The organism is Phytobacter sp. (genome assembly GCF_059074235.1).
In genome coordinates this window covers 124,544-151,047 of record NZ_JCACPZ010000009.1, presented here as the reverse complement: position 1 = coordinate 151,047, position 26,504 = coordinate 124,544, and the positions used below count along the sequence as shown (strand labels likewise).

Here is a 26,504-nt window from a genome sequence, read left to right as displayed (position 1 = left end):
TAATCAGCAGACTCTACCTTCCATGTCATTTTTGGAGGATCAGGCAAAAAATTTATTGTTTTTGTGTATCGCCTCCGATCTCCACTCAATAAGCTGATTTTGGTCTCAATCAAAGACCCGATACCAGCAAACTGCTGGCAAGTTAGAAGCATTTCTACTCGAGGGTGCCATACCAGTTAATTTCTCGTTATCAATAAATTGCTTTTGATACGCGCCAGATAACCATAATTCAGTCCGCACGGTCCCCTTAAACATCAGGAGTATTGTGATGGATGAAAGTAAAAATCTCAGTCGCCATGATTTTGTCGTCCGTACCGGTGCCGTAATGGAGGGACAGACCGGGAGGGGGATATAAATTCTGTAAAACAGGGCTGTCTTAAGCTGCACTGCCGGTTAACGCTGAACAATGGTTCTTACCTGATAAACCCAGGCTCTCCCTGACTGCTCGTCTCATTTGCTCTTTGTCGAGAAAAATACTGGTGCGCTCGCCAGGGATTGACAGCCTGGACTACTATGAACCTTTCCTCTTCCGGAATGTTGCCACTTTCATACGATTGCCGCAGGTGGCCATGCTGCACCAGCGACGTCGATGTGATTTGCTCAAATCGTGAAAAAGTAAAATACAGTCATGGGCTTCACACTGCCGTACGTATTCAAACTTTTCATGCGTGAGCAGCTTTACAAGCGCATCGGCAACGGGCCAGAGGAGGCCTGCGGGGCTGTGCCCGCCCGAACGAACATCCACACGATACTGCTGTGTATCCTGATCCCATTTAAGCCGCGTCTCGGGACACCCTGTTCTGAGCATTCTGTTAATCACCGTCAGGTCTGCCTCGCTGGACTTCATCGCAGCATGTACGACGGCTCTGGCTGCATCGCGGAGCTGGCGAGCCTCTCCCAGTAATTCTGGCGGAGCCTGAGTTCCTTTCGGCACAAGGCCCACCGTTTCCAGCCAGCCGATAACGCTTCGATCGTCTTCAAAGCAATCATGCCTGTCGCCACCCGTCCCGTATTCACTGTTGATGAAGTCCAGCGCGAGGTTATCGGCCAGGAAGGGAGGCGGGGAAGAAAGATTTTTGATTTCCATACGCACCTGTAACCCAATAAATAATTTTGACAGGTTACAGGAAGTGTGTGTAACCTTCAATAACGAGCTTTAAAGGTTACAAGGGATTACCATGGCGTCTGCTTGTTCGGGTTATCAACGGCAGATTTAACGCTTTTTACCGTGAGGCCGGCGATCCGGCTTTGCGACAGGCATGGCTGCCCGGACGTAAAAACAAATTTCACATACCGCGGGCATGGTTGTCGAAGGGCAATCATCCCTGAACAAGCCCTTCAAAAAGAGGACAGGAACGATGGCATTGACTCATGGTGTACAACATATTGGCTTGGCCGTATCAAATCTTGAAGAGAGCGCGGCGTTCTTCACGGGTTTACTGGGCTGGCAGGAAGTTAAACGACGCGAAGACTACCCGGCCATCTTTGTGAAAGACGGGGCGGTGATGCTCACACTCTGGAAAACGCAAACAGAGGAGCCTGTCCGGTTCAATCGCAAAAACAATGTCGGACTCCATCACCTGGCCTTGCTGGTAGAGAGCAAAGAGGGTCTGTACCAGATTCTTGACGTGTTGAAGGCAAATCAGGTCGAGATTGAATTCGGGCCCACCTTGCTCCGTGAGGGGCCGTCCATGCATATGATGTGCTATGAGCCGAGTGGAATACGAATTGAATTCTACTACCCTGGTTGAGTCGTTTCTGGCGTCCTGTACCACGGGCGTTGCCGTCATGCTTTATCAGGATGGAGTGCCTGGCAGCGATTGCTCAGGTGGGCGCCGCAGTTTCAGTCAGATTGCTCAGATGCAAAGGCTGAGCTGTTCATGTGTCGGAATTATGGGACAGGGAATTGTCCGCTTTACGCCCTGAAGCATTCAACAGGCTTTTGATGCCTTCAGTAAAGGCAACATTCGCGCTTCAGTTGCCGGCAAATATTTGGCTTCGTCGTAGCAGGTTCTGGTCTTCCAGCAACGGTAAATGATCCCGGGAGGGGCCCCATGCAGCAGACACGCAGTGTCTTTCATGACGGTGAGCGTGCAGTACAGGCGCGCGCCGAAGTTTCAGGCGAGTGGCTTAAGCAATCGGAAGGCTTTGTCCGCCCCGAAATGCCTCAGCAACATCGTGACTTCTTTGAAAATCTTCGGATGCTGTTTCTGGGGCTGCTCGATTCAGACGGCCGACCGTGGTGCGTTCCGGTTCTCGGGCCACGGGGTTTCCTGGTTTCCCCCACTCCGGATACACTCGAGATACACCGGGACCCGGTGCTTTCGGATGAACTCGGCCTGGATCGGTCACCCGGTGCCAGTGTTGGCATACTCGGGATTGATCTGACCAGCAGACGCCGCAATCGACTGAATGGCCGGATACAACATGCCTCGACGGGTGAAATGGCCATCCTGGTCGACCAGAGTTTCGGAAACTGTCCGCAATACATTCAGACCCGACAGCTGCCCCCTGGCCAGGACGCGCCGGCAGCTGTGGGCCGCCGGCGCGTCAGTATCACCGATCCGGAAGTTCGACGGATTATTGAGGCCGCTGACACTTTTTTCATTGCCTCCCGTGCAGCGGGTTCACTGGATGGGGGAAGCGCCGGCGTCGATGCATCACACCGGGGGGGGCGTCCGGGGTTTCTCGGCATCAACGAAGACGGCACACTCTCCTTTCCCGACTTCTCCGGCAATCGCTTTTTCAACACACTGGGCAACATTGAGAGCGACGGCCGGGTCGGCCTGTTCGTTCCGGATTTTGAAACGGGTGAGGCAATAGTGCTCACGGGGCGCGGTTCCATCGACTGGGACCCCGACCGTATCAAGTCGTTTGAAGGAGCCGAACGTATTGTGGACGTGGTGCCGGAAGAAATCTGGCACGCCACTGCCGCGCTGCCGGTTATCGGGACGACATCCGAGCAATGGCCCGGACTGGCTACCACCGGAACCTGGAATGAGGCGCGTCTGGCCCTATTCAAACCGGGTGGCTACAGGCGTTTCAGGATCGCCTCGAAGATTAAAGAGAGCGCCAGCATCACCTCTTTCTACCTTACACCCGCTGACGGTGGCCCGGTTGAAATGCATTTAGCGGGACAGTTCCTGCCGATACGGCTTCAAAACAATGCCGAAGTCATCCAACGCAGTTACACAATATCGCAAGGACCGAACGGGCAGAACTATCGCCTCTCGGTCAAGCGAGAAGCGCACGGGTTGGCGTCCCGACTGTTGCACGACCATTTTGAAAGTGGAGATATCATCGAGGTAGGGTCACCCGCAGGCAATTTCATTCTGGATGACAGCACCCAGCCGATCGTCATGCTTTCCGGTGGCGTCGGTATAACCCCCATGATGGCCATGCTTGATGCGCAGATAACGGCCCTTAAAAACGGTGCACCTCAACGCGCGGTTTACTTCGTCCATGCGGCGCAGAACAGTGCCAGCCAGGCGTTCCGCCGCGAGCTCAAGGCGATGGCCTGCAGATACGACTGGCTGCACCTCTTCACGACATACAGTGCTCCCGGCCCGGAAGACAACCAGGGGGAGACACACGACACTGAGGAACGGCTCAGCGTGGATGCTCTCGCCAGGCTGCTACCGTTTGGCGGTTACCAGTTTTACTTGTGCGGACCAGAAGGTTTCATGCGATCGCTTTATTCGGGGTTGCGCGACATTGGCGTAGACCGTTCACATATCCACTACGAGTTTTTTGGCACCGGCGAACTCGGTGAGCCTGGGAAGGTATTCCCAACGGCAATACTTCCCGAGCGTGCACAAATTACTTTTTCCCGCTCGGCAGTCCAGGTCAAATGGACGAATCAAAGTGGTACTCTTCTGGAAGCCGCTGAAGCCGCGGGTCTTAAACCCGGCTATAACTGTCGTTCGGGAAAATGTGGTTCGTGCGCCACCCGGCTGATTTCCGGAAGTGTGCATTACCCGCGCCAGCCGGTGATCACTCCGGCCGATGGCGAGGTGTTGATCTGCTGTGCTATCCCTATGGATGAGCACGTCGAAATAGAACTGTGAACAGCCCCGATTTTTCGGAGACGATGTGGAGTAAGTCAGGCAGCAGCACAGGACGTAGTTTGCCCCGCATGTTGCTGCTGATTGACTACGTTTTCCCACGCTCCGGACCAGGAGTAACCACATGCCAGTGCCTGAATTTGACCCAACAGATGTCATAATCCCGCTGATCCGAATCCCCTTCACACAGCCAGTGACCTCGCGCGCAATTCATCATTAAGGATTTGATCGTTCTCACTGTAATCGACTGGACAGTCGATGACGTGTACCCCCGGGGTTTTAATGCAATGTTCCAGTAGGGGTAGCAAAGCTCCGGCGCACTCAACGCGGTAACCACTGGCACCGTACGCCTCTGCATATTTCACAAAGTCCGGGTTGTTGTAGCTTACACCGAATTCGGCGTAGCCCATCCTGGCTTGCTTGCAGCGGATCATGCCATAACCATCGTCACGCAGGATCACTACCGTGATGTGCATGTTTAAGCGCAAGGCGGTTTCAAGCTCCTGGCTGTTCATCATGAAGCCGCCATCACCGCACACGGCAATCACCGGTCGATCCGGATAGACCAGATGAGCGGCCATTGCTGACGGCAGGCCCGCCCCCATGGTCGCCAGGCCGTTGTCGAGCAAGACGGTATTCGGTTTGTGTGCTTTGTAGTTGCGGGCAAACCAGATCTTATAAATACCATTGTCCAGTGCCACGATGCCTTCAGACGGCATCGCACGACGTATGTCGGCTACCAGACGTTGTGGGTACACAGGATAGCGGTCATCCTCCGCGCCTTCAGCAATCTGTACTTCATTAGCCTCACGAATTGTCAGCATACGGGTGAAATCCCACTGTACGGTGTTGTTCAGTGCGTCGCCAATCCGCCATACAGCGTCAGCGATATCACCAATTACTTCGATCTGCGGAAAGTACAGGGTGTCGACTTCGGCGGAACGGAAGTGGATATGAATGACTTCAGTACTGCCACGGACCATCAAAAAAGGGGGTTTCTCACTCAAATCGTGACAGACATTGACGATCAGGTCTGCGGATTCAAGGGCCCGGTGAACGAAGTCACCAGTGGACAGTGCAGCATTCCCCACAAAGCATGGGTGACGCTCGTCCACAACACCCTTGCCGAGTTGCGTAGTAACGAACGGGATGCCTGTCTTATCAATAAGCTGCTCAAGGGCCTCAGTAGTCATCTTGCGGTTGGCACCCGCACCTATCACCAGGATTGGGCTGCGAGCCTTTCGCAGCCTCTTCACGGCCACATCAATAGCGGAGTGTTCTGCCAGTGGCCGACAGTTAAGGCTGAACGGGATCCGCTGGATTGGCAAGCTGTCGGTCTGCTCAGCGGCGATGTCTTCCGGCAGCTCCAGGTGAACGGCGCCCGGTTTTTCTTCTTCAGCCCGGCGAAATGCTTCACGCACGCGTGAAGGGATATCGTCTGCCGAAGCGAGCCGGTGAGTGTATTTGGTGATGGGGGCCATCATGCTGCATACGTCGATAATCTGAAAGCGACCCTGCCTGGAATTTTTAACCGGTTTCTGGCCGGTGATCATAAGCATCGGCATGCCCCCCAGATACGCGTAAGCGCTTGCGGTGGCCAGGTTGGTTGCGCCAGGGCCAAGAGTGGACAAGCTTACCCCCGTCTTGCCGGTCAGGCGGCCATAGGTGGCGGCCATGAAACCAGCGGACTGCTCGTGACGGGTAAGAACCAGCTTGATCTGCGACTGGCGAAGAGATTCCAGCAAGCCGAGGTTTTCCTCACCGGGAATGCCGAACACATACTCAACGCCCTCGCTTTCTAAACACTGCACAATAATGTCGGAGGCCTTAGCCATCGTTTTTAACCTCAGTGACAGTTGTCAGGAATGGCATTCCGGCTGCTGCGCGCCCGTCTGCCGATAGCTTTTCTCATATATCGGACATTAGCTGTTCCATGAGCGTGATGTAGAACGACCGTTCCACTCCCTCGCCTCATGGTAGAATGATCATTCTACATAGTCAATCGCTTCTGTCGTGGCATCAGAATGGGAAAGGCCACTGTTCGGGAAATGATTTAACAGCTGCAAAACTGTTGGCTGTATAAAGGGGCTCTCGTTTGCACTGCAATCCGGGACTCGGCAATGTCAGGCCAAACCTGAACCTCCACAGGCAGATCACTGGTTTTCAGCATCACACTGCAGCATCAGCCCGGAGGCTTTTGAACAGGCCTTATCGTGAGGACAGGATATGTCTACTGAGGTGGGATGGGGTCAGTCCAGGGTTCGGATGTCCGTGGTGGGGCTATTTTGAAATGTCCGCTTGGGCATTTAACCGGCAGCAATCCGTCAGTGGGTTGATGAGTGCGCAAATCCGGGCACACATAACACATAAGGACCGGCTATCTATTTTTTCCATGAGCGTTTCGGCACAAAATAAAATCGGATGAGCACAACTCCGGGATGCTGCTCTGATTACATTAGTGACTCTCACCACAACGGAGTACACATAATGAAAAGCATCGCGCCCCTGACCATAGGCATTTTGGTCGCAATAAGTTTTAACGCGTCTTCCGCACAAACATTCCACGTCAGTAGTACCGATATTCCTCAGAGCCAACAATTAACTGAGAAACAAGTTTTCCAGGGATTTGGTTGTAGAGGCGGTAATATTTCCCCGCAACTGGCGTGGCAGAATCCACCCGCTGGAACAAAAAGTTTTGCTATTACGGTCTATGATCCCGATGCCCCCAGCGGCAGCGGTTGGTGGCACTGGACAGTGGTGAATATCCCGGCTTCGGTAAAATCTATCCCCGCAGGTGCGGGAGACGCAGCGAAAAAGACGCTGCCAGATGGGGCTATACAGGGGCGTAATGATTTTGGTTATTCGGGGTTTGGCGGGGCGTGTCCACCACCGGGCGATAAGCCGCATCGTTATCAGTTTACCGTTTGGGCTCTGAGTACAGGTAAACTGCCAGTCGACAGTAATGCGAGTGGCGCGCTGGTCGGCTATATGCTTAACAGCAACGTGATTGCGAAAACAGAATTGACAGCAACCTACAGAAGATAAGAGGCAGGTGAACACGGTGCAGGACTTGCATTTTGAGCATAAGAATCTGACAACAGCAGAGGTATATTCCAGCCATAAGCACCGCCTGCATCGCGTTAAACTTTTTTCAGCTGCAATCTGCCATATCACGCAGGGGAGTAAAGTGATTATTCAGGATGAGAGTCGCCTGATTGCCACGCCAGATGAACTCATCATCATTCCGGCAAATACAGAACTGGAAATCGTTAATCAACCTGCATTCGGGGTTTTTCGTTCCGATTTGCTGCTGCTGTCCCCTGAGCTTCTTTCAGCGTTTAAGTCTCAATATATTCATGATTATCCGCCCGCCAGACTTACGTCTTTATGTGTGCCGATGAGCAAAGGGCTGACGTTTATGTGGGACAACTTGCTAAATGCGGTGCGCAGTGGTTTACCAGCAAAATTACAGGAACATCAGGCTTTAGGGTTGCTGCTGGCTCTTCACCATGAGGGGTTAACAGCACCGTTGTTGATTGAGCGAAGCTTCAATCTGACTGAGCAAGTTCGGCAAATTATTATGTCGTCGCCGGCAAAACTCTGGACAGCGCAGGATATTGCCGGACAATTATCGTTAGGCACCTCGACCCTGCGCAGAAGACTGAAACTGGAATCACAAAGCTACCGGCAAATTATAGAAGAGGTTCGCATGTCGTTTGCACTGTCACAATTGCAGACAACAGTGCTGCCCATTGGTGAAATTGCTTCACGTTGTGGATATCTTTCTGGCTCAAGATTTACTGCCAGATTCCGGAAACATTATGGTTGTTTGCCGAAAAGTGTCCGTTAATACATGGTGATTTTTCAAGCGCCTTTTTTATTGACGACAGGCTGCGGTGTTTTTTCCACGCTCAGGAACATCCCGGGGTTAACATCGCTCTTCCCACTGGTGGGTTTGATGACACCATCACTGACCCAGGGATAATTTTCAGGTCAGTGACGGATTTTTGCTAAATAATCTTCTGGTATAGAGCGAATTGATGGTCCGCAGTGAGCGAGGAACGGAAGTTCGTATTTGTCATGGTCATCTGGATGCAGGACTTATATTGACGTGTGATAATCATCGGAGAGCAGGTCACCGCTGTGAGCTGGATTAGCAGCTAAGACGCTTGCTAATGTGCGTCACGCGCTTTTTAATGATTCTTTAATTCACTTATGAGTGCAGTCAGATGCAATCACACTTTGAAACCGAACGCCTCTTTTTGCGCCCGCGAACGATGTCTGACTTTCAGGCATGCATCGAAATGGACCGTGACCCGGAAGTTACAAAATATATTCCTGGCCCTTGGAATAATCCTCATGAACATGAAGCCTTTCTGAAAGACAGAATCTTGCATAAGTTTGATGATGGTCTCGGTTACTGGTCTATTTTCCCCAAGGAACAGCAAGAGCAGTTCCTTGGGTGGATTCTTCTGATCCCCGAGGGCGGCGTCGGCTCTGAGATTGAAATTGGATGGAGACTGAACCGTTTAGCCTGGGGAAACGGCTATGCGCCCGAAGCCGCACAAGTGGTCGTGAGCCATGCCTTTAACACCCTGAGACTTGATTGCATCGTCGCAGATATCGATCCTGATAATATCTCCTCAATGCGTGTCGCAGAAAAAATAGGAATGAAACCCGATCAAAAGCACACTACTGATACAAGCGTTTGCTACGGGCTGACAAACACTGATTTTAAGAGCAGATTAAGTTTGATCTGAACGGCATATGGGAATCACTGCACGATTAATATAGCAACGTGCTGTTGCGCCCCTAAGTATCATTACCGTCCTTATAGGGCTGGGTATCTGTCGGTACAACTTCCGCTTCTGGCACGAAGGGGACGAGCTAACCAGGCTGAAGGTCCGCGGTGAACGATCTACGGACATTGCTAACAGCGCTTTGTGTCAATTAACCGGGAGCATGCCATAGGCACAAGAATGAGGTCAGCTAATAGTAAGAGGATCGGTTTGATATTTTGGCGAGAAAAGTGAAGGTGGTAGATATGCCGGGAGCGGCATAAGCTCACCCGCTCCCTATAAAGCGATTGATAAACTCTGATTTTAAGGGCTGACGATAACCTTTATGTCTGAACCTGAAATGCTTTTAATATATGAATAGTTTGTTCCTAAAACTGCCAGTTGTTCTTCGGATATTTTTTGGGCGGAAACAGCGGGCTGGACGATGATAAAATTAAAATCCAGTTCATGGTCATGGTCATGGCACTTATTGCGCAATATTTCAAGCTGTTTTGGCGACCCCTTAAGAATTCGATCGAAACCCGTCGGGAGAGATTTTTGGTAACGATCCAGCATGCGGTCAAAAAATTTCTCACCTGTATATAGCCATCTCACAGGTCTGGATGCCTGGCCGCAGACTTCATAAACATCGCTCACACGAGCACCCGGAGTAGCGACACCATCGGCCAAAGGACAGTATTTACAGTGGAATAAACTGATGTGGATTATGTCTTTGTTAACGAGAATTGCAACAAGGTCAGCTATTTCGCCTGCACCATCGTCATTGAAAACAATACTGTATTCATCTGAATCGCCACGGATAATCTAGACACTTCTGAGCCGTTGATAATATAGGTTTTCATATTCAGCCGGTGGCATCTGCTCGCTCGAACCATGCCGACGCTTACTGTTATAAAACATTTCGATGTAATCAAAAATATCGCTTCTGGCTTCGTTTCTCGTTCCGTAGATCTTTTTCTTAATCCGCTCGCGTTTCAGTAGCTGGAAAAAGCTCTCCGCAACTGCGTTGTCGTGGCAGTTACCGCGACGACTCATTCTGCTTTCAAGACCGTGTGATTTCAGGAACGACTGCCACTCATGGCTCGTGTATTGACTGCCCTGGAGCCGGAAAGTCTTCACTGCATCAGTGATCTCACCGGGCTGAGAAAACAGCAAGCATGATGATGAAAACTGACACCGACATTCTTACTATCAGAGTGAACCAGTACCTGTTTTTGAGGATTACGCCTCCACACCGCCATAAGTAATGCGTTCAGGACAATCTCTTTTGTCATGCGGGGTTGCATTGACCAGCCGATAACTTTTCGGGAGAACAGGTCAACCACCACGGCGAGATATAGCCAGCCTTCGTGGGTTCGGATGTAGGTTATGTCCGTCACCCAACTCACATCCGGCGAGTCCGGATTGAACTGCCGCCGGAGTCTGTTGGGTGCAACGATGCTGGCTTCGCCTTTACGTGCCCGTGGGCCACGGTACCCAACCTGAGCTTTTATTCCGGCACGCTTCATCAGTCGCCAGACCCGGTTCACTCCGCACTGCTGTCCGGTATCACGCAGATCGAGATGGATCTTGCGATAACCACAGATGCAGCCAGACTCAAGCCAGAGCTGTTTGATCTGCCCGGTCAGCATCTGGTCTGCCTGGCGCCGCTGTGAATATGGCTGCTGAAGCCAAAAATAAAACCCACCAAGATGTACATCCAGAACCCGACAAAGCAAACGAACAGGCCAGCAACAGCTGTTGTCGCGGATAAAGGCGTACCTCAGTCGGACAGCTTTGCGAAGTACGCCGCGGCTTTTTTAATATGTCTCGTTCGTCGGTAACCCGCTTCAGCTCTTTCTGGAGACGGCGGATCTCGGCCTGAGCATCTGACTGTTCATTATTAGTGGAAGAATCCGGACCGTACTTCTTTATCCAGGCGTAAAGGCTGTGGGTGGTGACATCGAGACGTGTTGCAACGCTGGAAACAGAATGACCACGATCAACAACCTGTTTGACTGCTTCAATTTTAAACTCTTCAGGATAACGCTTACCGCTCATGGGCACCTCTCTTTAAGTCATCTTAATGGACTGACCCCGCGCCCGTAGACAAATTCTGTCCTCACGATTGGGCCTGTTCGAAGGCCTCCGGACTGACGCCGCCGAGGTGACTGTGGCGCCGGGCCCGGTTGTAGAACACTTCAATGTAATCGAAGATATCCGCCCGGGCCAGATCCCGGGTTTTGTATATTCTCTTCCTGATGCGTTCTTTTTTCAGTGAACTGAAGAACGATTCGGCCACTGCATTATCCAGACAGTTGCCACGCCGGCTCATGCTCGGTGTCAGGTTATTGGCCCGGCAGAAGCGCTGCCAGTCGTCACTGCCGTACTGACTACCTTGATCGTGGTGTACGATGACCTCGCCGTCCGGTTTTCGGCGCCAGACCGCCATCATCAGCGCGTCGAGCGCCAGTTCGCGTGAGAGAGTGGGTTTCATCGACCAGCCGACCACATTACGGGCGAAGAGATCGATAACCACCGCCAGATATAACCATCCCTGCCAGGTGCGGATATAAGTAATATCGGTGACCCAGACCTGGTTGGCCCGGACAACGGTGAACTGCCGCTGCACGCGATTAGGAGCAACGACTGAAGGCCTGCCGGCGATACGACGTGGCGCTTTATAGCCACGCACAGCTTTAATCCGGTTCAGTTGCATAATCCGACCCACCCGGTTTTTACCGCAGGTTTCCCCGATTTCGTTCAGATCGCCATGAACCCGCCGGTAACCGTATACGCCTCCGCTCAGGGAATATGAGTCGCGGATAAGTATCAGCAGGCGCTGGTTATCTTTATCACGCGCCGGGACAGGGTTATGCAACCACGCATAGAACCCGGCCCGGGCGACATTCAGTACCCGACACATCGTCATCACACCCCATACAGTGCGGTGCTCATTGATAAAGCGGTACTTCAGTCGGGCTCCCTTGCAAAGTACCGCGCGGCCTTTTTCAGGATATCCCGTTCTTCTTCGGTGCGTTTTAACTGCGCCCGGAGTTTCAGGATCTCGCTTTTAGCTTCCAGTAAATCCCGGGCATGCTGCTCGCTGTTATCAGGTTTGATAGCCCGTAGCCACTTGTAGAGGCTGTGTGCAGAGACGTCCAGACGGTCAGATACTTCGGCGACGGAATAACCGCGTTCCGTTATCTGACGGACGGCTTCTTCCTTAAATTCAGGTGTAAATCGTGGTGTGCCCATATGCTCCCCCTATGCTCAAACTATAGGGCAGGATCGTCTACCGAGACGGGGTCAGTCCATAAATGACTCAGAGGTGTCTGTTAAATCCGTGGCGATTCAGTGGCATGAAGCGTAATACCATACTCTGGAGAGAGCTGACGATTGTTCCTGGTCCTATGCCGTATGTAAATGTTAATTATAGTTGTCGAACCTGGCTTTAATAGATTTGTAGAAATCATTCATCAAAGCAACGTACTCAAATCCTGCTTTCTTTTCAGTTGAAGGCAGAGTAGAAAACAGGATGGTGCTTTCCAGCAGCTTTGTATGGGCCTCTTCCAGAACCGGGATCAAGCTATCCCTCGGCTCGCCTGAAGTCATACTCGCGTCCACCTGATTTGACAATTGCTGCACCAGGGTGAGTTTATCAATGGCAGCTTTGTTTTTCCGCTCAAACTCAAGCGTCTTTTCCCCTCTAAATTTGAGGGTCAGAGGATTGGCAAAGTCCCCGCTTTCCCTCATTGCCTGGTGAAACGACTGGTCCTGCTCCACAACTTCATGCCCTTGCAACACTTGCTCTTTCGCAAGACCATACATGGCAAAATACCATAAAGTACCTTTGTCCATACTTTTAAGCTTTTCAAAACTGCTATGGGCTTCGCTCAAAATTTGATGCAGTAATGGATCCGCATTTTTTAAAAAGGGAATCATAATTTCGTACACTTTTTCCGGTGACTCCTGCTCCTGAGCAGTAATGCCCAACGAGATCAAGTACCGTTGGAAGTCCAGCAAGTGTTTTGCAACCCATGCGTAGACACGTTTAATTTCATTTTCCTGTTCCGGGCCCCGGTTGTAATTTTCTAGCGTTATGTAATCGTGGCCATCCAGACTTTTGGCGACAGCCGAAGCAAAATGCCAAGTCCACCCTTCCACTTTCACCCCTTCAAACTGTTGCAAGGCCTCTTCAAGAGTAACCTGTTTTTCGGCGATGAATTTTTGGAGCTGTTTCTGGAATTCAGGATGCCTCTGTGTATGGTCTACGTCTCCTGTGGGAAAGGTGGCCAGAGCCTCACCTACATTGGGAACAGCATACTGATTCACACCGAGTATCTTACTTTTTTGATCCAGCATTTCAGGCTTCAGCGTGCCATAACGTTTATCAATCAGCTTTTGCAAAGCATCTTCTGTTACTTTGACACAGGTACGATCGTATTCTTCCTGAATCGCCACATAAATGTTTTCTTCCGTCCCTGCCGTGACTGCGTTGGAGGCTACCAAATACCAAATCGCATCCTCTTCAACCTTTCCGCTCTCCACAAGGGGTTTGAACTTCTCAAGAACGCGGATCCTTTTTGTTGCAAGGCTTTCTGTAAGCCCTTTCGCGATGGTTGAGGGAGTCGGAGCATTGTCAAAAGCCATAGTCGTGCTGATGGCCCCGTTAGATCTGGAGTAATAGGAAAGGTTTGTCACCTGTTCAGACGTTCCAACATCCGGAGTCTGGTCTTTAAGCACTAGTGGGGCATCGGGCGGCCCCAAACCTCCTGCGATTTTACTGGCGACTTCGTTGCAGATATGTACTCCCAATGAGGCACCTGGCATCTGCTGATCATTAAATCGCCATGTGGTGCGGTACAACAGGGTACTGAGGTCCGTGGTAATGATCCCGGGAATATGCATTAACCGAACCGGCGAACCGGCGGACTCAAGAGAGGCGTTGCTTTTGACCACCACATCTTGCGTACTGTAAAAGGTTTTGGTCTGATGTTCGGTCTTTTCAATTGCTAATGTGTTGTCCGTCGCCACCTTCAGATTCGGTTTTTTGTGAGAGGCTGTTTTGTAACCGGCCATCCAGGGCGATATCTGGGTAGATTGAGAAACAAATTCGGCATTTCCGCTAGCTAAATATTCATCCCCGGTCCTGTATTGAAAACGCTGGACCGGAGCCCCATTACGAGAGAAAGTCTTAAGTTGTTTTATCTGTGCTGTATTATTTTCTACTTGCTGGCTTTTTTTAATCGCTTCCAGTGACTTTCTTTGAGCAACGGCTTCACGCCTGTTATCCACAAACCCAAAGCATTGCTTCACAGCATGCGTAACCTCTCTACTGTCATTTTCTTTCGATTTGTTTTTTTGTATATACATATTTTTAAACCTATTTAACTTTCGCCTCTCAATGAGGTTTTGTAATTTATTAAAAAACGATCACTGTAGTGTGTTTTTCATCAAAACTATTTTTTACTAATTAGTAATCCTTTAGCACCCAAAGATGTTATTAATGATCTATTCACCTTATTTAATTGATAGCTAATATTATTAAGTTCTTATGTTGTAACATGCATATATTTCGCTGAATATTCAGGGTTAGAAAGCGCCCCGCAACGCCTTAGCCCCCATCATATCCGCCTCATGCTCCAGCGCCGGGCTATCATTCACCGCCATTCCACCAACGGAGGTTGTCGCAGAAACCCGCCCTTGTGCCTGCTGCACCACATGGCCTAGTTCGTGGGGTAAGTGCTTTTCCTGGCCGGAAGCAAGGTGGATATTGCAGCCCTTGGCATACGCATGGGCCTGCACGGCAGCAAATAACCTGATTGATAACCATCGACAACCACGCCATCTCGCGGCAGAGCACGATGACATTGTTCGCTTGTTGATTATTTTCGACATCTGCTTGTTGGAGCATGGCACGTCCTTGAAAAGAGGTGCATCAGGCCAGGAACTGCTTTTTTGCCAGCAGCGTACACAACAAACTCATTATAGCACCTCATTCACACTGGCTATTTTTTCGCCCCTGCGTCACCACTGTGCGGGCAGGCGTTGGCCCTTGTGTACCGCACAGAACACCATTCCGGCGCAATGCCGCATTCAGAACGGGCTGGCATGGCGGGCGTGAATCCGTTCTTTACTGACCAGAACTTGCTGCTGCAGAAACTTCTGCTTTTGGCACGGAGCGGACGTTGCTAAATCAGTCTATGTTAATCAACGGGGAGCGGGTCACCCTCTCACCTTGTTTGAGCTATGCGTACATCAATCTGTTTCGATGGGCAATATTCATTTGAGTTGCAGATGATTCATCATTCGATCTCTTCATTTTGTGCACGAAGAGTGAATGCAGGCCCGTCTGCAGCTAACACAAACTGTCAGAAAAGAGCTCCCGCTTTTTCCAACCCTGCCCACTAAATTTCTCCAAACTTCAACAGGTTTGGGCTACCTTCCAAAAAACTCCTTGATCCATGCCGAAAAAAATAAATACTGTATATAAATACAGTAATCGTGAGTAACCTCTTATGCGATTGATTCCTGCTACCGTGAGTGAACCTTCGGTGCTTTCTCCCCTGTTCGTTGAGCATGTGCCCTGCGGCTTTCCCAGCCCGGCCCAGGATTACATCGAAGAACGACTTGATCTGAATGCGTTCATCGTCAGGCATCCCAGCGCGACTTACTTCGTGAAGGTCAGCGGCGATTCCATGATCGACGCGGGCATTTTCGACGGTGACCTGCTGGTGGTGGATCGCTCCCTGAAACCTGAGCACGGCGATATTGTCATTGCGGCCGTTGAAGGCGAGTTTACGGTAAAAGAGCTGCGGACCCGCCCGGAACTGCTATTGATGCCGAGAAATGCACGCTATCGCCCTATCGCTATTCATTGCGAAGAAGCGCTGGAGATTTTCGGCGTGGTGACCTTTACCGTTAAGACGCATAAATAAAATGTTCGCGCTAATTGATGCCAATAACTTTTACTGCACATGCGAGTCGATATTCCGCCCTGATTTAAAAGGGAAAGCGATTGTTGTGATATCGAATAACGACGGCTGCATTATTTCTCGTTCGGCAGAGGCAAAAAAACTCGACATCCCGATGGGCGCACCGTATTTCAAAATCAAAGATGAACTACGTCGCCAGGGTGTGACGGTGTTCAGTTCCAACTATGCGCTCTATGCCGACATGAGCCATCGTATGATGGCCACCCTGGAAGAGATTGGCCCCAGGCTGGATATCTACTCCATCGACGAAGCCTTTATGGATTTAAGCGGCGTCGATAACTGCCTCTCCTTTTCCGACTTTGGTCACGAAATACGCGACACCGTCCTCAGAAATACCGGGCTGCGGGTGGGGGTCGGTATTGCCCCAACCAAAACGCTGGCAAAACTGGCCAACTTTGCTGCCAAAAAATGGCCTACGTCTCAGGGCGTGGTCGATATCTCCGGACACGAGACGCAGCGCAAATTACTTCCCCATGTGCCCATTGAAGAGGTCTGGGGCGTCGGGCGGCGGATCAGCAAAAAGCTACGGGGGATGGGCATTGAAAACGCACTGCAACTGGCCGACTGCTCGACCTGGGTCATTCGCAAACACTTTAATGTAGTGCTGGAACGTACGATGCGCGAGCTGCGGGGGGAAGCGTGTCTGGCGTTTGATGAACTCATCCCAACGAAACAGCAGATCATTTGCAGCCGTTCTTTTGGTCACCGGATCACGGATTATGCAGAGATGCATCAGGCCATTTGTACCTATGCAGAACGGGCTGCCGAAAAATTACGCATGGAACGGCAATATTGCCGCCAGGTCAGTATCTTTATGCGTTCCAGCCCGCATGCCCCTGGCGAACCTTATTACAGCAACCAGGTTTCAATGTCCTGCATGACACCCACGGAAGATACACGGGATATTATTTCAATGACAAATACCCTGCTGCTGCAAATATGGCGAGCAGGTTACCGATATATGAAAGCCGGGGTAATGCTAAGTGATTTTTATAGTCAGGGGATTGCCCAGCCTGATTTTTTTGATGAACTCAAACCACGGGCAAATAGTGCGGCATTGATGGATGTGATCGACACGCTGAATAAGTCAGGAAAGCGAAAAGTCTGGTTTGCCGGGCAAGGGTTCGAAAAAAGCTGGTCGATGAAGCGGGAGATGCTCTCTCCCGCCTGGACCACCCGCTATAGCGATTTTCCGGTGGTAAAATAGACGCGTTTAACGACTGCGTTTGGCGTGACGTTCCCAGTTTTCCTGTTTTGCTTGTTCAGATTTACGCAGGGCAACATAGCAGGCTCCACTTCCACCCTGGTGTGCTTGCGCGACGCAAAATGCCTGCACATCCTCAAATTCTGGCAACCAGCGGGCAAGATAACTGCGAATGATATTGGCATGAGCCCTGTCTTCCCGCCCTTTACCATGAATAATCACAAAATTGCGTAACCCGTCGAGTCTCGCCTGATGCATAAAGCTGAACAGAATCTGGCGGCACTGCTCAACGGGCTGGCGCAACAAACTGAGGCTCGCCTGCTGGCTGTATTTACCTGAGCGCAGCTTATCAATCACACCCTGCTGGACGCCTTCACGCTTAAATTCAAGCGGCGTACCCAGTGGCAGGACATCAAGAAAGCCGGTAGTGAGAAAATTATCCAGTTGCAGCGTGTCAATCTGCCTTGCCTCACGGGCGTTGCGGCCCGGATGCCAATGAACATCGGCGCAACGTTTAAGCGGCTGGACATCTTCCATGGCATCAAGAAACAACGATCTTTCATCAGGGTTCATGGTAGATCCTCTCGCGACATCTGAGGGGATACTATAGCTGGCACATCAAGGACTCACAATGGCCAGGCAAGACAGGTACTCTGCTGGCGCCACCCTGGCGGATTGTATTATATTCCGCAGAAACACATTAGCCCCACTAATAGTAAATATTTAACAGCACTTAACTTAAACTTCATTGCCGTTAATATTCTAAATTTCAGTTAAATTATCGTAAAATCAATCACCAATTCGACTGGAATTATTTTTCAGGCCGACTATAACTATATTATTCACGTAAGGATGAAACCCAAAAAATAAATGAACGGATGCGCTGCTGTGTGTACTGTAGAGCCTGACGATGTCGGCAGGCTCTATTTTTTTCTATTTTTTACGCCCTGAATATATCATCTATTACATAATCTACAGTCACGCTATCTGCATTGTATTTACCCCCAATAATACCTGGGTATTTATGCAGCATTGCTCCCTTTTGAGGTATAGTGCCCCTCGCACGATCGTGCTAGATTGCCCGCATGTAGAGTTGTCTCTGGCAGGATAATAAGGATGTCCAATGCTCACCCTTCTTGAAGATAAAATCGACACGCCACTAGGCCCACTCTGGGTGCTGTGCGACGAAACGTTCCATCTGCGCGCTGTTGAATGGGAAGAACACAGCGATCGCATGAATCAGTTACTCGATATCCACTATCGCCGTGAAGGTTATACCCGTGTCGCGAGCGGCAATCCGGGCGGATTAAGTCAAAAATTGCGGGATTATTTTGCCGGGGATCTGGCAGTGATCAACGCGCTTCCGACCGCCACCGCAGGCACCCCGTTTCAACGTGAAGTCTGGAAAGCACTGCGTGATATCCCTTGCGGTCAGGTCTTGCATTACGGCCACTTAGCCGAGATGCTGGGTCGCAGCGGTGCTGCGCGAGCGGTGGGTGCAGCAAATGGATCCAATCCGGTCAGCATTGTGGTGCCTTGCCACCGCGTGATTGGTCGCAACGGCACGATGACCGGTTATGCGGGCGGCGTACAGCGTAAAGAGTGGCTTTTGCGCCACGAAGGCTACTTGCTATTATAGGAACAAGGGCATTTTTGTGCGCTTAATCGCCGAGCCCTCTGCTAAAAACCCCAATGAAACGATGGAATATCAACAAGATGGTTAATTTCCTGATTCTGTCGTTTCCAATACCCACTTTAATTCTGCTGAATTGACGTTTCGCCAGGCTTACGCGCTCAAGAAAAAGATGATAAAATTGACTAAAATCAATTAAGGCTTGAGTAGACTTATGATCCCGGAAAAGCGAATTATACGACGCATTCAGTCAGGCGGATGTGCTATCCATTGCCAGGATTGCAGTATCAGCCAGCTCTGTATCCCTTTCACTCTCAATGAGCACGAACTCGATCAGCTCGACAACATCATTGAGCGTAAAAAGCCGATTCAGAAAGGCCAGACGCTGTTCAAAGCGGGTGATGAGCTGAAATCGCTGTACGCTATCCGTTCCGGTACGATCAAGAGTTATACCATCACCGAACAGGGTGACGAGCAGATCACCGGCTTCCATCTGGCTGGCGACCTTGTCGGCTTTGACGCCATCGGCACCGGGCATCACCCGAGCTTTGCCCAGGCGCTGGAAACGTCAATGGTCTGCGAAATCCCGTTTGAAACCCTGGATGACCTGTCCGGTAAAATGCCGAACCTGCGCCAGCAAATGATGCGCCTGATGAGCGGCGAGATCAAAGGCGATCAGGACATGATCCTGTTGCTGTCAAAGAAAAACGCGGAAGAGCGTCTGGCTGCCTTCATTTATAACCTGTCGCGCCGTTTTGCCCAACGCGGTTTCTCCCCACGTGAGTTCCGTCTGACCATGACCCGTGGCGATATCGGTAACTATTTAGGCCTCACCGTGGAAACTATCAGCCGTCTGCTCGGCCGTTTCCAGAAAAGCGGCATGCTGGCAGTTAAAGGCAAATACATCACCATCGAGAATAGCGATATTCTGTCGCAGCTTGCGGGCCATTCACGCAACGTAGCCTGATTTTCCCCCGTCTTTTTTACCTTTTGCCCGGTCGTTTAATTTTTCTGAATTATTGATCTGGCAAAAGGTTTCCCCTGTTTCATTCAGTACTTATGGGTTATCTTGTATTTACAGACTGTGGTGACAGATGTAAGGAGACCCTGTATGGCTAGATATCAAAATATGTTGGTCGCCATCGATCCTAACCAGGACGATCAGCCCGCATTACGACGTGCCGTGTATTTGCATCAACGGATTGGTGGGCGCATTAAAGCCTTTCTGCCCATCTATGATTTCTCATATGAAATGACCACCCTTCTGTCCCCTGACGAGCGCACTGCCATGCGGCAAGGTGTGATTAGCCAGCGTACCGCCTGGATTCGCGAACAGGCGAAGTACTATATGGACAGCGGTGTGCCAATCGACATCAAAGTGGTGTGGCATAACCGCCCCTTCGAAGCCATTATTCAGGAAGTGATTGCCGGTGGGCATGACCTGCTACTGAAAATGACACACCAGCACGACAAACTCGAATCCGTTATTTTTACCCCAACAGACTGGCATCTGCTGCGTAAATGCCCATGCCCGGTGTGGATGGTAAAAGACCAGCCGTGGCCTGAAGCCGGTAAAGCGCTGGTGGCTGTCAACCTGGCGAGCGAAGAGCTATACCATAATTCACTCAATGAGAAGCTGGTAAAAGAGACCATCCAACTGGCCGAACAGGTCAACCACACCGAAGTTCACCTGGTGGGTGCTTATCCGGTCACGCCCATTAACATCGCCATTGAACTACCGGAGTTCGACCCAAGCGTCTACAACGATGCCATTCGCGGTCAACACCTCATTGCAATGAAAGCTCTGCGCCAAAAATTCAGCATCGACGAGAAAATGACCCACGTCGAGAAAGGTTTGCCAGAAGAGGTGATCCCGGATCTGTCCGAACATCTTCAGGCCGGGATCGTGGTACTCGGCACCGTTGGACGTACCGGGATTTCAGCTGCCTTCCTCGGCAACACGGCTGAGCAGGTTATTGATCATCTGCGTTGTGACCTGCTGGTCATCAAGCCTGATGATTACCAGACGCCTGTCGAACTGGATGACGAAGACGACTAATGTCCCTTCCCCATCACTACGTCATCGCCCGCAACCGCGGGCGTTTTCTTATCGATTATTTACCGGTTTTTCTCGCCACTGCTGTAAATAGTGCCGTAGCCAGCTCCCCGCAACGCCAGGTGGTGTGCGTTTATTCCAGAGTAAATCAATCAATACGCTGCGTGGCCAACCCGGGACATTCAGGCGGGTCAGTTTTTTCGATCCTGAAAACTCTTCCACCAGCGCACTGGGCAAAGTGCACCAGCCAAACCCCTGCTCTGCCATACTGAGCAGCATCAGGTAGTTGGGCGCAGACCAGACCGGACCACGGGCGGTCATGCTGCTGTTTTCAAGATAGGTGTTCAATCGCAACTCACGCCAGCTACGTAACTGTTCTTCCAGCAGCATCTCTTCCCGCGCCAACGGATGGCTATTCGCCACGTAGATGTCCATCTCACTTTGCATCGGTAATCGCATAGCCCCGATATCCGTTGGATAGCTTGCCTGCGCTTCCGTTAGCCCTAACTGGGCGCGCCCCTTTTGCAACAAATCGATCACGTCTTCGTTTTCACCAATCAGACACTCAAATTCGGTGTGCGGATAGCGTTTATCAAACGCCCCCAGCAGGTCAGCAAGAATATCGGGATGCAGCGTATCGGAGAGAACAAACGTCAGGCGGGTTTCCATCTCTCCCGCCAGCCAAACGGCAAGTTCATCAAGCCTGTCGCTGGCCGCCAGGATCGCCTGAACATAGCTCAGTGCCTTCTCACCCTCAGGAGTTAAAACGGGGTGACGTGAAGAACGGTCAAACAACGTCACGCCCAAATCTGTCTCCAGGTTGGCAATGGCCGTACTGATCGTCGACTGGCTTTTACGCAGTTTGCGGGCGGCGGCAGAGAACGAGCCTGAGGCCACGGTCTCGACAAAAGCAGTGAGTGCTTCGGGTGAATAGCGCATAGAAGTATCTATTTTATCGATGGTATCTAACTTTAATTTATCTCATTAAACGATAAAAATCCTCTTCCCTGCGCACGTGATGATGCGTGATAAAAAAGGAAAGAGGATTTAAACATGCAACAACAGGCAGTACAGCGTCGCGGCTTAACCGAACGAATTTTCCATGCGGTGAGTTTCGAAGTCATTGCCACCGCTATCTGTGCCCCGGCCAGCGCCTGGATCATGCAGCGCCCGGTGCTAGAAATGGGTGGACTCACGCTGCTACTGGCGACAGCCGCCATGATCTGGAATGTTATCTATAACGCGTTGTTTGACCGATTATGGCCGGTGCATCGTGTGCCCCGAACCGCACGTATACGTGTTTTGCATGCCTTAGGGTTCGAAGGCGGGTTTATCGTGATTGGTGTGACCATCGCCTCACTGGTGCTCGGCATTGGTCTGGTAGCCGCCTTCTTACTGGAAATTGGCTTTTTCCTGTTCTTCCTGCCCTACACCATGGCTTTTAACTGGGGCTATGACGTTCTGCGTGAACGGATTATCCAGCGCAGACTGGCCCGCGTGACAGAATAAAAAAAGCCTCGCATCTCGCGAGGCTTAACTCTTCATGGTATTCGTTAGTCACGTTTTTTCGGCATCATGCGCAATAACGTATTGTCTTTAAAGACATAGTGGTGCGCGAGCGCCGCCAGGGCATGCAGGCCGATAAGGTAATAACCGAGCATCGCCAGGGTAACGTGGTAGTTCTTCAGGATATCCACAAGGTCAAAATTCGCCTCTTCCGCGTGCGGCATCATGATGCCAAAGGCAATCCAGTTCCCGCCACGGTTATACATCATCAGCAGGCCAATGATCGGCAACGCAATAAACAGCAGGTAGATAACCAGATGGCCCAGGTGCGCCATGCCGGTCATCATCGATGACGGTTTGGGCATAATCGGTGGCGTAGGCGATTTCAGGCGCACCAGCAGGCGCGTCAGCATCAATACCAGAATGGTAATGCCACACGAAACGTGGATGATATTGAAATACGGGCGGTAACTGCGCGGCGCAAGACCACGAAATTCCATGGCGCAATACGTCACAACGACCAGAAGAAAGACCAACCAGTGGATAGCGATTTGAAGCCCGGAATATTTGCTGCGCATAAGCTAATCCTGAAACAAGTTCGAAAACGCCAACATACCGGGCTTTTCTTAAAAATTCATTAACTTTTCTTTATCAATTTTCAACCGCTTACACTGTCATGAAAAGCAATCATTTGCCGTTAAGTTCAAGACAAGCTATTCCTGGTGAAGTGCAAAAAACCGTTCCTGACAGGAGTAGCATGATGAGTAAAATTGGCATTAATGGATTTGGGCGCATTGGCCGTCTGGTGTTACGTCGTCTGCTTGAAACAGGCAGCGATGCCGACGTAGTGGCGATTAACGATCTGACGTCACCAAAAGTACTGGCCTATTTGCTGAAGTACGATTCGAACTATGGCCCATTTAGGTGGAGTGTGGATTTCACCGAAGATGCGCTGATTGTCGACGGGAAAAAGATCACCGTTTACGCAGAGAAAGAGGCGAAACACATTCCGTGGCGTGCCGCGGGTGCTGACATCATCGTCGAATGTACCGGGTTCTATACTTCCAGCGAAAAATCGCAGGCTCACCTCGACGCAGGCGCGAAGAAAGTGCTGATTTCCGCTCCGGCGGGGGATATGAAAACCGTGGTCTTCAACGTCAATGATGACACCATTGATGCTCAGGACACCATCATCTCGGTGGCGTCCTGTACCACCAACTGCCTGGCACCGATGGCAAAAGCTCTGCATGACAATTTCGGTATTAAAGTGGGCACCATGACCACCATTCACGCCTATACCGGTACGCAGGCACTGGTGGACGGTCCGCGCGGTAAGGACTTGCGTGCCTCACGTGCGGCGGCAGAGAACATCATTCCGCACACCACCGGGGCGGCAAAAGCCATCGGCCTGGTGATCCCCGATCTCAGCGGTAAACTTAAGGGCCACGCTCAGCGCGTACCGGTGAAAACCGGTTCTGTTACCGAACTGGTCTCTATTCTGGGCAAAAAAGTCACCGCCGATGAAATCAATCAGGCGCTGAAGAAAGCCACCGAGAACAATGAGTCCTTCGGTTATACCGATGAAGAGATAGTCTCTTCTGACGTGATCGGTAGCCATTTCGGCTCCGTGTTCGATGCCACACAAACGGAGATCACCGAAGTGGGCGATCTGCAACTGGTGAAAACCGTCTCCTGGTACGATAACGAATACGGCTTTGTGACTCAGCTGATTCGCGTACTGGAAAAATATCGCGCACTGTAAATGAATTCGGGCGGCACTGCTGCCCGTTATTTCACTCCGATGATATTTCAGGCAGAGCTATTAATGGCGGTAGAAAGTACTATTGAAAAACAGAAATACATTCTCACTACAAATAATAACTAATAGAAGCATCACTGAAAACTATAATATTTTTCGTTTCATCGCTCAGGTAAAATAGTGCTCTTTGCCTCGCATTGGACGCGCACTTATGAGATATCCATTAATAATGGACCACTATGGTGGAAAGGTCTATATGGTCTTTCAGGGAATACTATGTCTGTTATTTCTCCTCGCGCATCCTGTAAGTGCCGCCGCATTGACATGTACGGGTAACAGCAGCATTGGCGGAAGCTTCGCTGTCGCCAGTGGTAGTCTAAAAATCACTACTCCACGCTCAGCGACGGCTGACTTTTACAGTATTGGTCGTACACGCATGGGGGCAGGAAATATCAGCATAAGCTGCGATGGTGCCTATAAAATTAATTCGACCCTTGTTAATGCGCCAACAAATATATTGTATGGCGAAAATATTAGTGAGAATGCTGTACCGACAACGAACCCGGATATCGCAACAATAATGCAGGCTTCAGATGATGAAGACTTCACCGGAAACGTGGTCAAAACCTGGCCGGACTATTCAACCGTCACCAGCAATTTCGCGGCGGGCAGTGTAAAAAAGATCCCTTTTTATATGACCGTGAGATTAAGGCTCAATTTCCCGGATACGAACCCCAAAATCGCTCCAGGTCCATTCGGTAGTTTTACAGGGGCAACATTGGTTATTTATGTGACTCCCGTAAATACGGGGGACACAATTGGCACCTGCCCAACCGGAAGTACCTCCTTAAACGGCGATAACCGAACTTGTATTTTGTTCTCCCGACTCATCACCTCACCAGGCACCAACATTTATTCAGGAACCTGCGAAATGCTTATTCCAAATAAAGTCGTGAATCTGGGGCAGCATCCAGGTGCTTCAGGCGAAAATTCGCCCTGGAAAGATGCCAGTTTTGACATCAAATGCCCCACCGCCTGGGGATACCTCGCCAAAATGATGGGGGGTACTAACGCTGTTGATGACAGCGATGCAAAAGGCAAAGTGAACCCCAATAAGGCACTCACCATTACCGTGGCACCTTATACGCCGATTATTTCCGCCCTGAGCGGCACCTTCGAACTGAATGGGGCTGGTGCACCGGGTTACGCCAGCGGTTATGGCATTCAGCTTGCGTGGGGGCCGCCCTCTGCACAGATACCCGGAAACAGTATTCCCACTAAACCCGTTAGTTTCTCCGGGCCTTCATTACTGAACTTAAGCAATAGTAATTATACAACCGGCAACTACACACCTGGCTCAGCCGCCGTCCCAGCGGGTGTCGATGGGCGTGTGTATATGTCTGCGCGGTATGTCCGCACCACCGCGCCCTTCCAGCCCGGTGTGGCCGATGGCAAAGTGGAAGTGATTGTGAGTTATAACTGACACCCGATTCTTTTGCAGCATGCCGCATTTTCACACTCTCCCCTATGCTATAAGCCATTGTCATATTTCTGGAGAGAGACAGTGAGAGACATCAGCGCAGATGACCTTATCCATTCCATGAGAAATGCAGTGGCGCAATCCACGACCTTTTCCGTCTGGCCGCAGGGAGAACCACCAGGTGCATCCACAAGTCTGGTCACTTTTCGGCTGGAAGAAAACCATACAGGCCCTTCTGATTTTGATCGTTCCGTCACCGGCGTGCGTGCACCCCACATCACCGTTTATGCCCCTGAAAAACCCAACGGCGTGGGGATACTGGTGACACCTGGCGGCTCTTATCGCCGCGTTGTGCTCGATAAAGAAGGCAGCGCGCTGGCTCCCTTTTTTAATGCCAGAGGTTACACCCTGTTTGTGATGAGCTATCGCCTGCCGGGAGACGGTCACGTAGAAGGCGCCAATGCACCACTGGCGGATGTCCAACGGGCGATGCGTACCTTGAAAGCTCGGGCGCAGGAGTGGCAGCTCGATCCTGAGCGGATGGGAATAATGGGATTTTCAGCGGGCGGTCATGCCGCAGCCAGTCTGGGCACGCGTTTTGATGAACGCGTTTATCCCCATAAAGATGACATTGACTCGCTCTCAGCTCGCCCGGCGTTTATGGCGCTGGTTTATCCGGTGATTACCATGCACCGGGAAGTTGATCACCCCGGTTCACGGTATGAACTGATTGGCGATAACCCCACCGAACAACAGATTCTTCATTATTCTCTGGAAGACCGGGCTGATGCCAACACGCCACCGACTTTTTTACTGCATGCCGTCGACGACCCGGCGGTAAAAGTGGAAAACAGCGTGGTGATGTTTACGGCATTAAGGCGGCTCGGTGTGCCGGTTGAGATGCATCTGTTTGAGCAAGGCGCACACGGGTTTGGTATTCGTGATGCCCAGGGGCTGCCCGCTGCGGTATGGCCGGAATTGATGATGAACTGGATTGAGACCAGGGTGTGAAGGTATTGCCGCCAT

The 26,504-nt window shown here is 50.9% G+C and carries 23 protein-coding genes and 1 pseudogene; 14 read left to right on the top strand and 10 right to left on the bottom strand.

Annotated elements, in window-relative coordinates:
• Positions 1 to 511: 511 nt before the first annotated feature.
• Positions 512 to 1,087: a CGNR zinc finger domain-containing protein gene (locus AC5JPW_RS25205; RefSeq protein ID WP_494244182.1), complete on the bottom strand. Its 576-nt coding sequence runs from the start codon at positions 1,085 to 1,087 to the stop codon at positions 512 to 514.
• A gap of 271 nt (positions 1,088 to 1,358) precedes the next feature.
• Here AC5JPW_RS25205 and AC5JPW_RS25200 point away from each other — a divergent pair, with 271 nt between their 5' ends.
• On the top strand, positions 1,359 to 1,751 hold the full coding sequence (locus AC5JPW_RS25200; RefSeq protein ID WP_494244181.1) for a VOC family protein: 393 nt from the start codon (positions 1,359 to 1,361) through the stop codon (positions 1,749 to 1,751).
• A gap of 303 nt (positions 1,752 to 2,054) precedes the next feature.
• Complete coding sequence (locus tag AC5JPW_RS25195; protein WP_494244179.1) at positions 2,055 to 4,067, top strand: 2Fe-2S iron-sulfur cluster-binding protein; 2,013 nt, start codon at positions 2,055 to 2,057, stop codon at positions 4,065 to 4,067.
• 179 nt (positions 4,068 to 4,246) lie between these two features.
• On the opposite strand, the gene AC5JPW_RS25190 is transcribed toward AC5JPW_RS25195, so the two are convergent.
• Positions 4,247 to 5,899: an acetolactate synthase large subunit gene (locus tag AC5JPW_RS25190; protein WP_494244177.1), complete on the bottom strand. Its 1,653-nt coding sequence runs from the start codon at positions 5,897 to 5,899 to the stop codon at positions 4,247 to 4,249.
• A gap of 652 nt (positions 5,900 to 6,551) precedes the next feature.
• Here AC5JPW_RS25190 and AC5JPW_RS25185 point away from each other — a divergent pair.
• The 3 genes from AC5JPW_RS25185 (at position 6,552) to AC5JPW_RS25175 (ending at position 8,824) form a co-directional block, all read left to right on the top strand.
• Positions 6,552 to 7,109, top strand: coding sequence for a kinase inhibitor (locus AC5JPW_RS25185; RefSeq protein WP_494244175.1), 558 nt, complete (start codon positions 6,552 to 6,554; stop codon positions 7,107 to 7,109).
• 16 nt (positions 7,110 to 7,125) lie between these two features.
• The gene (locus AC5JPW_RS25180; protein ID WP_494244173.1) at positions 7,126 to 7,914 is read left to right on the top strand and encodes a helix-turn-helix transcriptional regulator; all 789 of its coding nucleotides are present in this window, start codon (positions 7,126 to 7,128) and stop codon (positions 7,912 to 7,914) included.
• Positions 7,915 to 8,293: 379 nt separating this feature from the next.
• Positions 8,294 to 8,824 carry a GNAT family N-acetyltransferase gene (locus AC5JPW_RS25175; RefSeq protein WP_494244171.1) on the top strand — a complete coding sequence of 177 codons (531 nt, stop codon included), beginning with the start codon at positions 8,294 to 8,296 and terminating at the stop codon, positions 8,822 to 8,824.
• A gap of 342 nt (positions 8,825 to 9,166) precedes the next feature.
• On the opposite strand, the gene AC5JPW_RS25170 is transcribed toward AC5JPW_RS25175, so the two are convergent.
• From AC5JPW_RS25170 to AC5JPW_RS25150, 5 genes and pseudogenes are all read right to left on the bottom strand, one after another.
• Complete coding sequence (locus AC5JPW_RS25170; RefSeq protein ID WP_494244170.1) at positions 9,167 to 9,499, bottom strand: hypothetical protein; 333 nt, start codon at positions 9,497 to 9,499, stop codon at positions 9,167 to 9,169.
• Positions 9,500 to 9,667: 168 nt separating this feature from the next.
• Positions 9,668 to 10,903: pseudogene (locus AC5JPW_RS25165) on the bottom strand (IS3 family transposase).
• 61 nt (positions 10,904 to 10,964) lie between these two features.
• Positions 10,965 to 12,100 (bottom strand): IS3 family transposase gene (locus AC5JPW_RS25160; RefSeq protein ID WP_494244168.1). Its coding sequence is split into 2 segments (ribosomal slippage): positions 10,965 to 11,854 and positions 11,854 to 12,100, totalling 1,137 coding nucleotides; the frame shifts between segments, so codons are not numbered across the junction.
• Between the two features lie 171 nt (positions 12,101 to 12,271).
• Entirely contained in the window at positions 12,272 to 14,218 is a 1,947-nt protein-coding gene (locus tag AC5JPW_RS25155; protein WP_494244167.1) for a hypothetical protein, read from the bottom strand.
• A 219-nt stretch (positions 14,219 to 14,437) separates the two neighbouring features.
• Positions 14,438 to 14,650: an eCIS core domain-containing protein gene (locus AC5JPW_RS25150; RefSeq protein ID WP_494244166.1), complete on the bottom strand. Its 213-nt coding sequence runs from the start codon at positions 14,648 to 14,650 to the stop codon at positions 14,438 to 14,440.
• A 713-nt stretch (positions 14,651 to 15,363) separates the two neighbouring features.
• Between AC5JPW_RS25150 and umuD the strand changes: the two genes are divergently transcribed.
• A complete protein-coding gene (umuD, locus tag AC5JPW_RS25145) occupies positions 15,364 to 15,783 on the top strand; it encodes a translesion error-prone DNA polymerase V autoproteolytic subunit (protein WP_494244164.1) in 420 nt (139 codons plus the stop codon).
• A gap of 1 nt (position 15,784) precedes the next feature.
• Entirely contained in the window at positions 15,785 to 17,047 is a 1,263-nt protein-coding gene (gene umuC, locus AC5JPW_RS25140) for a translesion error-prone DNA polymerase V subunit UmuC (protein ID WP_494244162.1), read from the top strand.
• Between the two features lie 6 nt (positions 17,048 to 17,053).
• Here umuC and smrA read toward each other — a convergent pair whose 3' ends face one another.
• Positions 17,054 to 17,617, bottom strand: coding sequence for a DNA endonuclease SmrA (smrA, locus tag AC5JPW_RS25135; protein WP_494244160.1), 564 nt, complete (start codon positions 17,615 to 17,617; stop codon positions 17,054 to 17,056).
• 550 nt (positions 17,618 to 18,167) lie between these two features.
• On the opposite strand from smrA, the gene ogt reads away from it, so the two are divergent.
• The 3 genes from ogt (at position 18,168) to uspE (ending at position 20,736) form a co-directional block, all read left to right on the top strand.
• The gene (ogt, locus tag AC5JPW_RS25130; RefSeq protein WP_494244158.1) at positions 18,168 to 18,683 is read left to right on the top strand and encodes a methylated-DNA--[protein]-cysteine S-methyltransferase; all 516 of its coding nucleotides are present in this window, start codon (positions 18,168 to 18,170) and stop codon (positions 18,681 to 18,683) included.
• 208 nt (positions 18,684 to 18,891) lie between these two features.
• Positions 18,892 to 19,644: a fumarate/nitrate reduction transcriptional regulator Fnr gene (gene fnr / locus AC5JPW_RS25125; protein WP_437432040.1), complete on the top strand. Its 753-nt coding sequence runs from the start codon at positions 18,892 to 18,894 to the stop codon at positions 19,642 to 19,644.
• A 144-nt stretch (positions 19,645 to 19,788) separates the two neighbouring features.
• Positions 19,789 to 20,736 carry a universal stress protein UspE gene (gene uspE, locus AC5JPW_RS25120; protein ID WP_494244155.1) on the top strand — a complete coding sequence of 316 codons (948 nt, stop codon included), beginning with the start codon at positions 19,789 to 19,791 and terminating at the stop codon, positions 20,734 to 20,736.
• A 48-nt stretch (positions 20,737 to 20,784) separates the two neighbouring features.
• Here uspE and AC5JPW_RS25115 read toward each other — a convergent pair whose 3' ends face one another.
• Complete coding sequence (locus AC5JPW_RS25115; RefSeq protein ID WP_494244153.1) at positions 20,785 to 21,672, bottom strand: LysR family transcriptional regulator; 888 nt, start codon at positions 21,670 to 21,672, stop codon at positions 20,785 to 20,787.
• A 114-nt stretch (positions 21,673 to 21,786) separates the two neighbouring features.
• On the opposite strand from AC5JPW_RS25115, the gene AC5JPW_RS25110 reads away from it, so the two are divergent.
• A complete protein-coding gene (locus AC5JPW_RS25110; protein WP_494244151.1) occupies positions 21,787 to 22,242 on the top strand; it encodes a multidrug/biocide efflux PACE transporter in 456 nt (151 codons plus the stop codon).
• A 44-nt stretch (positions 22,243 to 22,286) separates the two neighbouring features.
• On the opposite strand, the gene cybB is transcribed toward AC5JPW_RS25110, so the two are convergent.
• Positions 22,287 to 22,817, bottom strand: a complete 531-nt coding sequence (gene cybB / locus AC5JPW_RS25105; RefSeq protein ID WP_494244150.1) for a cytochrome b561 — start codon at positions 22,815 to 22,817, stop codon at positions 22,287 to 22,289.
• 182 nt (positions 22,818 to 22,999) lie between these two features.
• On the opposite strand from cybB, the gene gap reads away from it, so the two are divergent.
• The 3 genes from gap (at position 23,000) to AC5JPW_RS25090 (ending at position 26,489) form a co-directional block, all read left to right on the top strand.
• Positions 23,000 to 24,001 carry a type I glyceraldehyde-3-phosphate dehydrogenase gene (gene gap / locus AC5JPW_RS25100; RefSeq protein WP_494244441.1) on the top strand — a complete coding sequence of 334 codons (1,002 nt, stop codon included), beginning with the start codon at positions 23,000 to 23,002 and terminating at the stop codon, positions 23,999 to 24,001.
• A gap of 226 nt (positions 24,002 to 24,227) precedes the next feature.
• Positions 24,228 to 25,481 carry a hypothetical protein gene (locus tag AC5JPW_RS25095; RefSeq protein WP_494244148.1) on the top strand — a complete coding sequence of 418 codons (1,254 nt, stop codon included), beginning with the start codon at positions 24,228 to 24,230 and terminating at the stop codon, positions 25,479 to 25,481.
• Positions 25,482 to 25,598: 117 nt separating this feature from the next.
• Complete coding sequence (locus AC5JPW_RS25090; RefSeq protein WP_494244439.1) at positions 25,599 to 26,489, top strand: alpha/beta hydrolase; 891 nt, start codon at positions 25,599 to 25,601, stop codon at positions 26,487 to 26,489.
• Positions 26,490 to 26,504 lie beyond the last annotated feature (15 nt).

Coding starts and splice junctions, on each gene's coding strand:
- AC5JPW_RS25205 (WP_494244182.1), bottom strand. CDS start 1,087: ATGGAAATCAAAAATCTTTCTTCCCCGCCTCCCTTCCTGGCCGATAAC.
- AC5JPW_RS25200 (WP_494244181.1), top strand. CDS start 1,359: ATGGCATTGACTCATGGTGTACAACATATTGGCTTGGCCGTATCAAAT.
- AC5JPW_RS25195 (WP_494244179.1), top strand. CDS start 2,055: ATGCAGCAGACACGCAGTGTCTTTCATGACGGTGAGCGTGCAGTACAG.
- AC5JPW_RS25190 (WP_494244177.1), bottom strand. CDS start 5,899: ATGGCTAAGGCCTCCGACATTATTGTGCAGTGTTTAGAAAGCGAGGGC.
- AC5JPW_RS25185 (WP_494244175.1), top strand. CDS start 6,552: ATGAAAAGCATCGCGCCCCTGACCATAGGCATTTTGGTCGCAATAAGT.
- AC5JPW_RS25175 (WP_494244171.1), top strand. CDS start 8,294: ATGCAATCACACTTTGAAACCGAACGCCTCTTTTTGCGCCCGCGAACG.
- AC5JPW_RS25155 (WP_494244167.1), bottom strand. CDS start 14,218: ATGTATATACAAAAAAACAAATCGAAAGAAAATGACAGTAGAGAGGTT.
- umuD (WP_494244164.1), top strand. CDS start 15,364: ATGCGATTGATTCCTGCTACCGTGAGTGAACCTTCGGTGCTTTCTCCC.
- umuC (WP_494244162.1), top strand. CDS start 15,785: ATGTTCGCGCTAATTGATGCCAATAACTTTTACTGCACATGCGAGTCG.
- smrA (WP_494244160.1), bottom strand. CDS start 17,617: ATGAACCCTGATGAAAGATCGTTGTTTCTTGATGCCATGGAAGATGTC.
- ogt (WP_494244158.1), top strand. CDS start 18,168: ATGCTCACCCTTCTTGAAGATAAAATCGACACGCCACTAGGCCCACTC.
- fnr (WP_437432040.1), top strand. CDS start 18,892: ATGATCCCGGAAAAGCGAATTATACGACGCATTCAGTCAGGCGGATGT.
- uspE (WP_494244155.1), top strand. CDS start 19,789: ATGGCTAGATATCAAAATATGTTGGTCGCCATCGATCCTAACCAGGAC.
- AC5JPW_RS25115 (WP_494244153.1), bottom strand. CDS start 21,672: ATGCGCTATTCACCCGAAGCACTCACTGCTTTTGTCGAGACCGTGGCC.
- AC5JPW_RS25110 (WP_494244151.1), top strand. CDS start 21,787: ATGCAACAACAGGCAGTACAGCGTCGCGGCTTAACCGAACGAATTTTC.
- cybB (WP_494244150.1), bottom strand. CDS start 22,817: ATGCGCAGCAAATATTCCGGGCTTCAAATCGCTATCCACTGGTTGGTC.
- gap (WP_494244441.1), top strand. CDS start 23,000: ATGAGTAAAATTGGCATTAATGGATTTGGGCGCATTGGCCGTCTGGTG.
- AC5JPW_RS25095 (WP_494244148.1), top strand. CDS start 24,228: ATGGACCACTATGGTGGAAAGGTCTATATGGTCTTTCAGGGAATACTA.
- AC5JPW_RS25090 (WP_494244439.1), top strand. CDS start 25,599: ATGAGAAATGCAGTGGCGCAATCCACGACCTTTTCCGTCTGGCCGCAG.